At 58.4% G+C, this 12,440-nt stretch carries 11 protein-coding genes; 9 read left to right on the forward strand and 2 right to left on the reverse strand.

Going from position 1 to position 12,440, the window contains the following annotated elements; translation table 11 throughout:
- The first annotated feature begins 375 nt into the window (after window positions 1-375).
- The 9 genes from GSQ91_RS19940 to GSQ91_RS19980 all read left to right on the forward strand — a co-directional run bounded on the left by GSQ91_RS19940 (window position 376) and on the right by GSQ91_RS19980 (window position 9,647).
- Window positions 376-1,425, forward strand: coding sequence for a type III polyketide synthase (locus GSQ91_RS19940; protein ID WP_158823507.1), 1,050 nt, complete (start codon window positions 376-378; stop codon window positions 1,423-1,425).
- The gene (locus tag GSQ91_RS19945; RefSeq protein WP_158823508.1) at window positions 1,415-2,140 is read left to right on the forward strand and encodes a methyltransferase domain-containing protein; all 726 of its coding nucleotides are present in this window, start codon (window positions 1,415-1,417) and stop codon (window positions 2,138-2,140) included. Before GSQ91_RS19940 ends, GSQ91_RS19945 begins: the two co-directional genes overlap by 11 nt.
- Before the next feature lie 106 nt (window positions 2,141-2,246).
- Window positions 2,247-2,882 carry a DUF2306 domain-containing protein gene (locus GSQ91_RS19950; protein ID WP_158823509.1) on the forward strand — a complete coding sequence of 212 codons (636 nt, stop codon included), beginning with the start codon at window positions 2,247-2,249 and terminating at the stop codon, window positions 2,880-2,882.
- Window positions 2,883-3,137: 255 nt separating this feature from the next.
- On the forward strand, window positions 3,138-4,268 hold the full coding sequence (locus GSQ91_RS19955) for an NAD(P)/FAD-dependent oxidoreductase (RefSeq protein WP_158823510.1): 1,131 nt from the start codon (window positions 3,138-3,140) through the stop codon (window positions 4,266-4,268).
- Window positions 4,269-4,324: 56 nt separating this feature from the next.
- Window positions 4,325-4,888: a YceI family protein gene (locus GSQ91_RS19960; protein ID WP_158823511.1), complete on the forward strand. Its 564-nt coding sequence runs from the start codon at window positions 4,325-4,327 to the stop codon at window positions 4,886-4,888.
- Between the two features lie 82 nt (window positions 4,889-4,970).
- On the forward strand, window positions 4,971-5,555 hold the full coding sequence (locus GSQ91_RS19965; RefSeq protein WP_158823512.1) for a nucleoside deaminase: 585 nt from the start codon (window positions 4,971-4,973) through the stop codon (window positions 5,553-5,555).
- A gap of 245 nt (window positions 5,556-5,800) precedes the next feature.
- The gene (locus tag GSQ91_RS19970) at window positions 5,801-6,139 is read left to right on the forward strand and encodes a PadR family transcriptional regulator (RefSeq protein WP_158823513.1); all 339 of its coding nucleotides are present in this window, start codon (window positions 5,801-5,803) and stop codon (window positions 6,137-6,139) included.
- A 16-nt stretch (window positions 6,140-6,155) separates the two neighbouring features.
- Window positions 6,156-8,939, forward strand: coding sequence for an ABC transporter permease (locus GSQ91_RS19975; RefSeq protein WP_158823514.1), 2,784 nt, complete (start codon window positions 6,156-6,158; stop codon window positions 8,937-8,939).
- Between the two features lie 252 nt (window positions 8,940-9,191).
- Window positions 9,192-9,647, forward strand: a complete 456-nt coding sequence (locus tag GSQ91_RS19980; protein ID WP_158823515.1) for a VOC family protein — start codon at window positions 9,192-9,194, stop codon at window positions 9,645-9,647.
- 80 nt (window positions 9,648-9,727) lie between these two features.
- Here the strand turns inward: GSQ91_RS19980 and GSQ91_RS19985 are convergent, their stop codons facing one another.
- Window positions 9,728-11,593: a M61 family metallopeptidase gene (locus GSQ91_RS19985; protein WP_158823516.1), complete on the reverse strand. Its 1,866-nt coding sequence runs from the start codon at window positions 11,591-11,593 to the stop codon at window positions 9,728-9,730.
- Between the two features lie 141 nt (window positions 11,594-11,734).
- Window positions 11,735-12,415: a YdeI/OmpD-associated family protein gene (locus GSQ91_RS19990; RefSeq protein WP_158823517.1), complete on the reverse strand. Its 681-nt coding sequence runs from the start codon at window positions 12,413-12,415 to the stop codon at window positions 11,735-11,737.
- Between the last annotated feature and the right edge of the window lie 25 nt (window positions 12,416-12,440).

Genomic DNA, 12,440 nt, shown 5'->3' on the forward strand with positions numbered 1-12,440 from the left:
AGCAATAGATGAATCGAGTTGCGCTATACAAAGATCCACATAGCCGGAATAAGAACTCCTGCCGCAAGGGTGAGCAGAACGGCCGATTTCCGGCGCGCATACTTCCATCCCATCATGATGCGCGGACACGTCGATACAGCAAGTGTTTAGGGGACTGCGTCCTCCATGAACAAATCGTCATCCTATTCTCTTCCCGCAAAGTGCTATCAAGAGAGCACCGGTCTCGTCTCAAAGAGTAGCCGTTGTATTGAGATACGGAGCCTGTTCTCTCAAGTAGTCGGCTGTCGCCGGATTGTCGTCTCTTCGTGATCCAGCTTCCCCAAGACACACACGCGACATCTACTCCCTATATTCCGGGCTGAGGGCCCATTGCACATGACTACGGCTTACCTGAACCGCATCGCCACTGCCGTACCAGAGCACGATGTGCATGATGCCTTCGTCGTCTACGCAGAGAATATGCTTGCCGACCCGCGGCTGCGCATGCTCTTCGGCCGCATGGCGAGCCGCGCTCGCATCGCGCATCGCTATTCATTCCTCGATCCGCAGAAAGGTTCCGCGCACGACGCGCATGAGTTTTATCGGCTAGGCAACTTTCCCAACACGGCTCGACGTATGAAGCTGTTTGAGCAGAGCGCTCCAGTGCTGATGAGGAAGGCCGTGGACCGGCTTTGGCTCAATGAGAAGGAACGCTCCGGTATTACGCATGTACTGGTGACCTGCTGCACGGGACTCTATGCGCCGGGGCTGGACTTTGAGATCGTCGACCACCTCGGGCTTTCGGCGGACGTGGAGCGTACGATGGTCGGATTCATGGGATGCTATGCCGCGATCAATGCGTTGAAGCTGGCGCGGCATATTGTGCGCTCAGATCCGAAGGCGAGTGTTCTCATGGTCAACCTGGAGCTGTGCACGCTGCACTTGCAGGAGACGCAGGATCTGGAGCAGGTGCTCTCCTTCCTTGTCTTCGCGGATGGTGCGGCGGCGAGCCTGATTACCGCGTGCGAGCAGGGCTTTGCGCTGGACAGCTTCAAGGCGGTGATGGTGCCCGAGACGAAGGGGCTGATTACGTGGAAGATCCGCGATCTCGGGTTCGACATGCTGCTCTCAGGACAGGTGCCGGGAGAGTTGGGCCGCGCGCTGCATGAGGGCGAGCTGATGTCCGAGCGCGATGGCATCGACCTGTGGGCGGTGCATCCCGGCGGGCGGTCAATCCTGGATGCGGTAGAGAAGGGACTGGAGTTGCGACCCGATGCGTTGGCGGCGTCGCGTGAGGTGTTGTCGTGCTTCGGCAACATGTCTTCGGCAACGGTGATGTTTGTGCTGCAGCGGATCATGCAGCAGGCGCGGCCGGGGCAGCTCGGGTGTGCGATGTCGTTCGGGCCGGGGCTGACAGCGGAGACAATGCGCTTCCATGCGGTTTAGTGCCGAGTTTGATTTCAATCGTCGGGTCTCTCCACGCGAGTTGCCGGAGCTGATGGATGGCGACTGTAGCTATGAGGATTTCCGCGACTGCCTGCTCAGTCTGGAACAAGTCAATCGCTGGTTGCTGGGTTATCGGCCGACGCTGGCTTGGCTGGAGCGGTTGCCGCATAGGCCGCGTTATCCGATCCACATCGTCGATGTTGGAAGTGGCGGTGGCGGCCTGTTGCGTCAGATTGCAGGCTGGGCACGGAGATGGGGCATCGCGGTGCAGTTAACGGGGATCGACTTGAATCCTTATGCGGCGCGTGCAGCAGCGGAGTCTACGCCGAAGGAGCTCGGAATCACTTGGGTAACCGGCGATGCTCTGGCGTATCGGCCAGAGAAGCCGATAGATATCGTCGTGAGTTCGCTGATGGCACATCATCTTGAGGATGAGGAGATCGTCGCGCTGCTGCGGTGGATGGAAGCGACTGCGCAGGTAAGCTGGTTTATCAATGATCTGGAGCGGTCGGAGCGGAGTTGTCGGATGTTTGGGTGGGTGGCGGGAGTCGTGGGGTGGCACCGGTTTGTGCGGCATGATGGGCCGGTGTCCTTCCGGCGAGCCTTCCGGGAGGAGGACTGGTTCCGGTTGCTGGCGACGGCTGAGATCCCGCGGGAGGCAGTGACTGTCGAGCATTGGAGGCCGGGACGGCTATGTGTGGGGAGGTGGAAGTGAGGTCGGTGATTCTGAAGCATCTCGTTCGACTAAGAGATAGGAAGCCTATCGCCTCCGTTGCCTTCGTGGCACATCTCATCACGTCTAAACATCCAAGAGGCGAACAATGCCAACTTCCACTCTGCTAGCACCCCGTTCCGCCAGTTCCAGATTCAAGACTATTCTCTGGGTCTCGCTTGGCCTCACCGTAGTCTTCGTCTTCATTACCTCAGAGCTCCTCCTCATCACGGACTATCCGATGTACCACGCCTACCGTCTGCAGGTCATCGCCGACCGCCATCTCCTCATCCCGCATACACTCGCCGGAACCTTCGCTCTTTTGATCGGCCCCATCAATTTCTCCTCGCGGATCCGCGGGCGTCACCTCCAACTCCATCGCGTCCTCGGCCGCATCTACGTCATCTCCGTGTTTGTCGGTTCCTTCACGGGGATCGCTCTCGCAGCCGGCCGCCCAGGTCTTCCCGGAACCTCCATGCAGGCTGCCGCCTGGATGGTCTGCACCACCGCCGCCTTCATCACCGCGCGTAATCGTCAAATCACCCAGCACCGCCAATGGATGGCCCGCTCCTATGCAGTTACCTTTACCTTCGTCTCCAGCCGCGTGTTCAATCTTGTGCCCGCCTACTGGAGCCACCTGGGCGACGTCTTATCCGCCGTCGGTGTGATTGCCTTCACCCTGGCCTCTCTGCTGATCGTGGACCTCGGCCTAAACTGGCGCGAACTCACCACCCGTCATGACTGATTGTCGGCTAGGGGTGACGAGATTTTGAGATGTGGGCTTGCAAAATGTTCTATTTCCCGAAGCTGGTCCACACCAACGCCGAGTTGATCACAGGCCCGTAACGACCCAACTATCCTCACCACCGCAGGCTTCTTACCGATGCCAAAATGACGATTTGTACAGAATGACATTTCAAATTGCTTTTTGGACGTCTACTAGAAATATGGAAGCTCATTACAAACTGATTGAACCTCCAAGTGAATTAGGAGCATTGATTTGCAAGACGAAGTTTTGATCCTGGGTGGTGGAGTGGCAGGGTGTGCCGCTTCGATCGCGCTCGCCCGCAAGGGACGAAGCGTCACGCTGATTGAACGCGAACCTACACCTCGCCATAAGGTCTGCGGAGAATTCCTAAGCGGTGAGGCCCTTGAAGACCTGCACGCACTTGGTATCGATGTGGCCTCGCTTGGCGCGGTGCCCATTCATTATGTTCGCCTTGCCGCAGCCAGACGCGCCGCGGAGGCTCCCTTGCCTTTTCCCGCGGCCTCGCTCACACGCAAGGCGCTCGATACGGCGCTCATCGCCGCAGCCATCGCCGCGGGAGTCCGCGTAGAGCGCGGTCGCACTGTGCAGTCGCTTAGCCGCGCGACCACCAACCTCTGGCAGGCGAAGCTCGACGACGGCACCACATACGAAGCTCCAACCGCCTTTCTCTCCACGGGCAAGCACGATCTGCGCGGCCACGGTCGCCCAAAGGACTCTCACCAATGGGTCGCCTTCAAGATGTATTACCGACTGTCTGCCGCCCAGACCGCTGACCTGGCGGACACCTCCGAGTTGACGCTCTATTCCGGAGGCTACGGTGGTATCCAACCGGTGGAAGACGGCATTACGAATTTCTGCTGTGTGGTGCAACGGCGGTATTTTGCACGTGCGGGTCTTCGCTGGGAGGGCCTCCTTGCGAAGATGCAGCAGGACTGTCCCCACCTCGCGATGCGGCTTGACGGTGCGGTGCCGCTGCTCGACAAACCAATCACGATCACTCATATCCCGTACGGTTACCTCCGCCGCACAACCGAAGATGGGCTCTACTGCATCGGCGATCAGGCAGCCGTAATCCCCTCGTTCACCGGCGATGGCATATCCATCGCCCTGCATACTGCCCGTCGTGCCGCCACTGCCTATCTTGCGGCGGAGCCGGCGCCGGTCTTTCAGCCAAAACTGCGCTCCGCAATGCTGCCCCAGATGCGTCTTGCCGAGGTCGCCGCCGACGGCTTGAACAACGCGCTCGCGCGCGCTGTACTACCGTTCTGCCTCAGGGTCTGGCCCGGCGCGATGCGCGTAACGGCTAGACTCACGCGTGTCACCCAGCCCGCCCCTGTTGCTCCACAGGCCTTCGCCAACTGAAATCGATTACGCCAAAACAACTCTTGGCAGTTAAACCTTTAAGGGGAGATGATGCAATGAAATCCTTCGCAGTCGTAGCCCTCGCGCTCACCCTCGCTCCAGCCGCACTCGCCCAGCATCAGACCTTCGTAGTCAGTCCCGATGCCAGCGAGGTCAAGATGACCCTCAAAACAACCCACGAAATCGTCAACGGCACCTTTCACATCCAATCCGGATCGATTGAGTTTGACCGCAGCACTCCTAAGATGTCGGGTTCGGTGGTCGTCCTCGCCGGCAGCGGCAAAACCGGCAATGGCAGCCGCGACAAAAAGATGTACAACGACATCCTGAAGGTCGAACAGCACGCAACTGTCTCGTTTGAGCCGAAGTCCTACGCTGGCACCATCGCCACCTCAGGAGACTCGACCATTCAGGTAGCTGGTACCTTCACACTCCTCGGCACGCCTCACGAGATCACCATCCCCATCCTTGTCCATCTTGAAGGCACAACCGCAACGGCCAGGACTCATTTTGTCGTACCGTACGTCCAATGGGGACTGAAGAATCCAAGCTTTTTGATCTGGAAAGCGGACAACGATGTCGCGATTGACCTCTTTCTTACTGGCCGGCTTCATAAATAGAGAACCGCCTTCTAGACATACAACGATGTCATGCGTCAGGCCGGTTCACAGTAATCATGAAAATGCTCCATGGGGGGAACGTATGAGCGTAAGTCGGCGGAGTTTTCTGGCGCAAGCAGGCGCGGCCGCCTTTAGCGCAGAAACCTTGGCGACACACGCGCTGGCTGCGGAGGATGTGAGTGCGGTTGACCAGGAGAGAATGCGATCCGTGGCTGCCTTCACGGCAGAGACTCTGAGTACGGACCATCCTGTGCCATTCGGCGCAGACATCGTGAACACGTCTACTGGTGAACGGTTGATGCGCGCGGTGAATCGCGTGGGCCCCGATCACGACCCCAGCGCGCATGCAGAAACCCTGACGATTCGATTAGCATGCGCCAAGCTGGGCTCGGTGTCACTCAAGGGATACACGCTGTATACGACCTGCGAACCATGTGCGATGTGCATGGCCTGTGCTCTCTGGTCGGGCCTTGATCGGCTGGTCTTCGGCGCCACGATTGCCGATGCAAGCCGGTTCGTTTCGCAGATTACGATCCCAGCAAAAGAAGTGGCGCAGCGGACCGACCTGCACTGCGTAGTGGCCGGGCCGGTCGAGCGCGAGGTCTGCGTGAAACTCTTCACCGATCCGCGCATGCAAAAAGCATTCGCAATGTGGAAGAAGCGGTAAGCGAGCGCTGGTGTGTGAAGGTGCGCCGCAGGGCGAAGCCCCTTCTGCTGGCCGGGCGCTGCTCTACTTCCCGCTCGTTGTGTATCTGGCAGATAGCCCATACCTCATAGCGTCCCCGCAACAGTGCGTGCCGTCGGACGGGTCCCATTTTGTCCCTGATTAAATCTGGCCCACCCTCCTGCCTCATTGACAGATGAGCCTGAACTCCGGCACTCTTCTATAGATATCTAGGGGAGACGTTCGCAATGGTTAAGTCGAAAAACGACAACCTCCAGGGGACGCTGGCTCTTCTTGTGCTGAAAAGCCTTGAACAGGGTCCGATGCATGGCTGGGGCATCACGCTGCATATTCAGGATGTATCGCACGAAGTACTGCGTGTCGAAGAAGGCTCGCTTTACCCGGCGCTCCATCGCATGGAACAGGAGCGATGGATCGCCTCCGAGTGGGGTCTCAGCGAAAACAATCGTCGCGCACGTTTTTATCGGCTCACGGCACTCGGCCGGAAGCAGCTAAGCGCCGAGCAGGAAAACTGGCAGAAGATCACCGGTGCGGTTGCCCTGGTATTGGATTTCGGAAAGGCATAAGTCGAGGAGGCTCTCAATGGCATGGATCTCCCGTTTACGCGCACTCTTAGGAAGAGACAAACTCGCGAAAGGCTTGGAGGAAGAGCTCGAATTCCACCTCTCCATGCGCGAGCAATGGAACGTCGATCACGGAATGCCACAGGCGGAAGCTCGCCGCGACGCCCGGCGCCGCTTTGGCAATCCTACCTATTGGCGAGAGCGGATGAACGAGATCGATCTCATGATCCTGCCCCAGACCATCCTGCAGGACCTGCGCTACGGCGCGCGCATGCTCCACCGTCAACTCAGATTTACCATCGTTTCTGTCCTCGCATTAGCTCTCGGCATTGGGATTAACGTAGCCACCTTTACAGCCTACAAAGGGATGATCGCCCGGTCCCTTGATGCCCGCGATCCCGGCAAGATGGTCAATCTTGCGCTGGTCCGCCATTCAGGCATCGATTCCCTGTTCAGCTATCCCGACTATGAAGCGTACCGGGACCACCTGCATTCCTTCACTGGCGTAATTGCCGCGATCAACATCGATTTGCTAACCCTCTCTGGCGTCGGTGACATCGGCGGCCAGCGCAAAGCTGCCGGCTCACTGATGGGAAGACTCGGTCTGATCCCTCCCCCCGCCGTTCCCGGCAATGCAGAGCTCGCCAGCGCATTCATTGTGTCTGAAAACTATTTCCAGGTTCTCGGAGTTACGGCTTTGCGCGGCCGCACCTTCGAGGCTGGAGATGCGTCGAAGCTTGCTGCTTCACCCTATGTCCTCATCAGTGAAAACTACTGGCAGAGGCGGTTCGCAGGTGATCCAACGCTGCTGGGCAAAACCATCCGTCTCAATGGAGTCGCCTTCACCATCATTGGGATCACGCCTCACAACTTCGCCGGCACCAGCATAGCAGCACCAGATTTCTGGCTTCCGCTCACGGAACTGCCGCTCCTTCATCCCGGCTTTCATTTCCTGCGCGACCGCGAAGAGGAAGGCTACCTCCTGTATGCCCGTCTGGCTCCCGGCGTCAGCCGCGGTCAGGCACAGGCAGAGATGACACTACTCGCCGACCATCTCCGAACCCTGCACGATCCACACTTGGAGCTGAGCCAGCCCGCCTCCGCACAGCTGTCGCCAGGTTCTCCGTTCCCCAACAAGATGCCTCCTGCATTTGAGTTCGCTATTTTAGTCGTTATGGTTGCTGTCGGAATGGTGTTGCTGATCGCCTGCGCCAATGTTGCCAGCCTGCAACTGGCCCGCGCTGCTTCCCGTCAAAATGAACTAAGCATGCGCCTCTCGCTTGGAGCTAGCCGCATGCGCCTTATCCGGCAGTTGCTAACGGAGAGTGCTCTGCTGGGTCTGCTCGCAGGCGTCGTTGCGTTCCTATTCTCATGGGCCTTTCTCCAGGTGGCGTCAAACATAGCCGCCGGAGCCGTGCCCGTCGAGTATGGCTCATTCATCGTTCATGTAACACCTGACATCGAGATCTTCGCCTATGTATTCGCAATCTCTCTGATCGCTGGCATTCTCTTCGGGCTCGCTCCGGCACTCGAAAGCTCCGCTTCCGCTCTTTCGTCTGCACTCAAAACGAACGCGGGAACTTCGCCGGTTCGAAGCCGTCGGCTCCGCGACATCCTCATTGCCAGCCAGGTCGCCATCTCCTTGATGCTTATGATCGCTGGAAGCATATTGATTCGTAGTTCCATTCACCAGCTTAAGATGGACACCGGCTACGAGAGCAAGCACGTCATTAATCTCAATCTCCGATTTCCCGAGGAATCGCAGTACACAGCCAGCCGTGAAACAGCTACCGTCCGCGAGATTCGCACGCGCCTCGCTACTCTGCCCGGAGTCACCGAAATCACCATCGCCGAACCACCCGACGGCCCCAGCATGCGAACGGCTGCCATTTCGCTCAACGGGGAAAAACCTTCGACCCACAATACGCGGGCGCTTCTCTACTACACCTACGTTCAACCGAACTACCTTCAAACCCTCGGCATTCCGCTGCTCTCCGGCCACAACTTTCGATTGCGGTCGGGCCAGCCTGAACCTTTCGTCATCCTCAGCGAATCAGCAGCGAAACGACTCTGGCCGGGAAAGAACCCTATCGGCCTCAGTCTCCGTATGGGCACTGATGAGCAGTACCACGGAAAGAACGAAGCTCTACCCGATGGACCGGCGTACCAGGTGATCGGCATCGCTCGCGACACACGTGGAGTCTTGTCTGACGGCAGAGACTCCGCGCAGGTCTACCTGCCGTTACCAGAAGATCATCTACAAGACCATCCAATCCTCATCCGGACCCAACCAGACGCAATGCAGCTTAAGGATGCGATCGGTCCTGCGGTTGCGGCCATCGATCCTAGCCTGATGACTTCCACCGTTACTCTCGATGAGATGCTTCGACAGACATCAACCTTTGTGGTCTCGAGCATAGCAGCCGCTATTGCTTCTACCATCGGCGTGTTTGGACTTCTGCTGGCCACGATGGGCATCTACGGCACCGTCAGCTACATCGTCGTCCTGCGCACACGGGAAGTCGGCATCCGCATGGCTCTCGGCGCCAAAAGGCGCGACGTCCTCGAACTCATGCTGCGCACAAGCACGCGGCCCGTGCTTGCCGGATTACTCGCCGGAATGGTTCTCGCGGTAGGAGCCTCTTATCTGCTTCGAGGCCTTATCTATGGCCTCAATTCTATGGATGGCCTCTCTTTTATCGGTGTCTCCCTTTTGTTTCTAACCATCGCGCTACTCGCCGCCTATCTCCCATCCCGGCGAGCCATGCGAGTCGATCCCGTGGTGGCTCTCAGATACGAATAACCGGCAGGTGGTCTGGATCTTCTCTTGTCCTATAGACGTAGGAACTCGTCGTGGCACGATTTCCTGAGTGTGACCGTTCGACTCATCGGTTGATAGGGAACAAGATCCTTCGGCCTGTCCTACAACCCACATCTCGAGATGTGGGGCACCCATTTTGTTCCTGATCAAAGCTGAGCCACTCACCCTAAGGTTGAATGGTTACCTGAAAGTCAGCTTGCCAGAAGTAGATTCCCCTCTGGTACGATTCCCGCCATGAATAAACTTGCGCCATTCCTCTGGTTCAATGACAACGCCGAAGAAGCCGCTGAGTTTTACCTGAGCGTCTTCCCGCACGCTCGCAAGCTCGATGAGCTGCGCTCCAAAGGAGTCGGTCCCTGGCCCGTGGGCAAGATTGCCACGATCACAATCGAGCTTGAAGGCCAGGAGATGGTCTTCCTCAACGGCGGCCCCTCGCAACAGCTCAATCCTGCCTTCTCGTTCTTCGTCCGCTGCGACTCCCAGAAAGAGATCGACAGCTATTGGGACAAGTTGATCGAAGGCGGCAAACCCATGGCCTGCGGCTGGCTCACAGACCGTTACGGCTTATGCTGGCAGATTGTGCCACGCAATATCAGCGAGTTGGTCAGCCACCCCAAAGCCATGGCAGCCATGATGGGAATGATTAAACTGGACCTACCCACATTGGAAGCTGCCGAGAGAGAGAACTGATAGCACGGCGAGCTCATCCGGCAGCTCCGCCGCATCTCCCGGCACGTAGCAAGGAGCGAAAGAAGACGCAGTGTTCCGTCTTACTTAGTCTTGCTTCCCAGCCATGCTTCCCGAAACTGCTTCTGCTCCGCCGAGAGTGTTACTCCCGTACTCTCTACCGGCACCAGTTCCAGCTCTCCCGGATCGGCGAGGGTGGCGGTCGCGCGCACCTCCTGCCCGCGGCGGCGGAAGACGATCTCCACAGTCTCTCCCGCTTTATGTCCCGCCAGCGCCTTAACCAGATCCTCAGGCGCAGCCAGCGAAGTGCCCGCCACGGAGAGAATCTCATCATCGAGATCCACTCCAGCGTTGTAGGCAGGAGAGCCAATCATCGTAGAGTTTGAGACGCGCAAAGCCTTGTCGCTCTTCACCAGGCGCAAACGTCCAAGGGATGCCGGCCCTGCCTGCTTTCGCAGCACATAGCCCGCGTGCAGCAGCAGTGGAGCGTAATCTACCTTGTCGGTTCCTGCGATATAGCGCTTCACAAACTCAGCGGCAAAGGCTGGATCTCCGCTCACCGCGGCCAGTTGGGTCTGCACATCGGCGATGGTGTACGGCTTGCCGACGAGGCCCGGCGCGGGTCCACCCGGTTTGCCGTAGGCGCGCCACATAGCGCGCATGAAGTCGTCCAGCGTGACGCGGGATTGGGAGCGAACACGCAGCGTGAGGTCTAGCCCCAGCGCGACGGCATCTCCGTATGAGTAGTACGAAACGAAGTCATTGCTCCAATATTTCGGGAAGTCATCACTGCTGCCGTCCACCAGCGGCGCCAGGCGGCTCATATCCATCGCGGAGCGATAGCTGCTTCCGGGTGCACTCAGGACGTAAGACACGTCTCCCGCAAAAGCTTTGAGATCAGTGGCTGGCGTGAGGCCGCTGCGCAGCATGGAAAGATTACCGTAATACTGCGTGAAGCCTTCGGCCAGGAACATCTCGCCGGAAATATTCACGTCGCGGAAGTTGAAGGGCTCCAAGCCTTCCGGACGGATGCGTTTCACGTTCCAGCAGTGAAAGAACTCATGCGCAGCGGTCTCCAGCGAGAGTTTCTTTCCCGTGACGACAGTGCTGTTGCGATGTTCCATGCCATCGCCGTTGTCCCAGGGAAAAGCGTCCGCAAGGAAGGTATAGGAGCCTGGTTCATAATCCGGCAACTCGCCGAAGACCGCCTGCTCTTCGCGCACCAGCTTCTGCACCCCTGCAAAGTAGGTATCGAACTCCGCATCGGTCGCCTGGCTGTGAGCCACAAGGCGGATCGTCTGGGCCTTGCTGCCGGGATTCAGTCCTGGCACCTGAAAGGTCCGCAGGACGAAGTGACTCAACTCCACGGGACTGTCCATGAGGTATAGCAGGTTGGGCGCGGTGAAGGTCTGCGTGTCCGGTGTGGGATAAAGCTGCGTTGCGATCTTCCAATCGGAACCATTGGGCAGAGCGAACGTGACACGCACCGGACGATCGTCAAAACCCTGCGCCCACATCACCGTTGCCGGAAAGTTAATGTGCGCGTGGGTCAGATCAACGGCTAGAAAGGTACCGTCTACTCTGTCCCCAAAGAGCTTATACACAACATGTACCGTTCCGTCATGACTGGTGACAGACCAGGACCGCGGATCGGACTTGGTGACGGTGAGCGGCCTTCCACCGCCGTCTGTGAAGCGTTCTTCAAAGACATTCGAGGCGAACTCAAAGGCAGCGTACCGTCCTGGCGACGACCGGCTCATCTGCATATGCAACGGTCGCTGCGGCACATTGTGGAAGGTGGCCTCCACATTCATCACGTGGTGTACTGCATCCGGAAAGGACAACCGATACTCGGTGGCAGAGTGCGATTGCGCAGCAGCCGACGCCACGGCAAAGCTTGCGGCAAGGCACAAGACACGCGAAAGATAACGGGAACCAGTTGGATTCATCACAGTAAGCCGATCATATGTTCCCGCCCGGATTTCGAAAAGGTCACCGCGTCAAAATCTGCCCATTAGAACCACACCGCCAATACTGTCCCGACGATTGAATCGTTCCCGGGAAGTCGGCATAGGTAAGTAATTCGGCAGCTATCCCACTACCCGCTTTTCTGCCGCATCGCACAACTTCTCCACCCTCTTCTGTCGTGCCTCGGGCGTCTGGTAGTGGAACACCGCCATCAACTCCCCGCGCCGCTGGAGGATAGTCATCTTCTCCCACCCAGCCTTCGCCTTCGGCCGCCGACGGAATGCCGCTGCAATCACCGGCGGCAACTCACGCTCGCCTTCCATGGCGCCGAGCAGACGTTCAGCCGACTGCTCGGCACGATGCATACGGGCGTCGTCACTCTTGACGCCCATGACCCACTTCCCTAACTCGCGCCGCGTGTACTCGGTGAGTTCGTCGTACCACTCACGCAACCCCGGCTCGTCATCCAGCAGCACGGCAAGCTCATCCGGCAGCTCCGCCGCACGAGCCTCCATATCCGGCTGCAATGAAAACTCCGCCATCGCTCCCGGCGCAACCCGGCCACCACGCTGCATGGCTTTATTAACCAACAGGTAAAATCCCCCGCGCGGATCAGGAAAGAGCGAGGTGCGAAAAGCAAAACCCACACCGTTTGGAGACCGGATCTCACCCTTCACACGCAGCCGCACCATCTTCCCCCACACCTCGGAGGGCTCGAACGGGACACGGGCAATCGTCCAGCCCAGAGCCCGGTCACCCTTCTCTAGAATTGCCTGGAATGTCTTCGCTCGATTCCCTGCCACAGTGCGCCTCCAGAGCTACCAGCGT

Origin of the sequence: Granulicella sp. S156 (genome assembly GCF_009766105.1) — a bacterium.
In the GTDB taxonomy this organism is placed as follows: domain Bacteria; phylum Acidobacteriota; class Terriglobia; order Terriglobales; family Acidobacteriaceae; genus Granulicella.

Excerpts from the sequence above, each read along its gene's own strand:
- GSQ91_RS19940 (WP_158823507.1), top strand. The coding sequence starts at position 376 with ATGACTACGGCTTACCTGAACCGCATCGCCACTGCCGTACCAGAGCAC.
- GSQ91_RS19945 (WP_158823508.1), top strand. The coding sequence starts at position 1,415 with ATGCGGTTTAGTGCCGAGTTTGATTTCAATCGTCGGGTCTCTCCACGC.
- GSQ91_RS19950 (WP_158823509.1), top strand. The coding sequence starts at position 2,247 with ATGCCAACTTCCACTCTGCTAGCACCCCGTTCCGCCAGTTCCAGATTC.
- GSQ91_RS19960 (WP_158823511.1), top strand. The coding sequence starts at position 4,325 with ATGAAATCCTTCGCAGTCGTAGCCCTCGCGCTCACCCTCGCTCCAGCC.
- GSQ91_RS19965 (WP_158823512.1), top strand. The coding sequence starts at position 4,971 with ATGAGCGTAAGTCGGCGGAGTTTTCTGGCGCAAGCAGGCGCGGCCGCC.
- GSQ91_RS19970 (WP_158823513.1), top strand. The coding sequence starts at position 5,801 with ATGGTTAAGTCGAAAAACGACAACCTCCAGGGGACGCTGGCTCTTCTT.
- GSQ91_RS19975 (WP_158823514.1), top strand. The coding sequence starts at position 6,156 with ATGGCATGGATCTCCCGTTTACGCGCACTCTTAGGAAGAGACAAACTC.
- GSQ91_RS19980 (WP_158823515.1), top strand. The coding sequence starts at position 9,192 with ATGAATAAACTTGCGCCATTCCTCTGGTTCAATGACAACGCCGAAGAA.
- GSQ91_RS19985 (WP_158823516.1), bottom strand. The coding sequence starts at position 11,593 with ATGAATCCAACTGGTTCCCGTTATCTTTCGCGTGTCTTGTGCCTTGCC.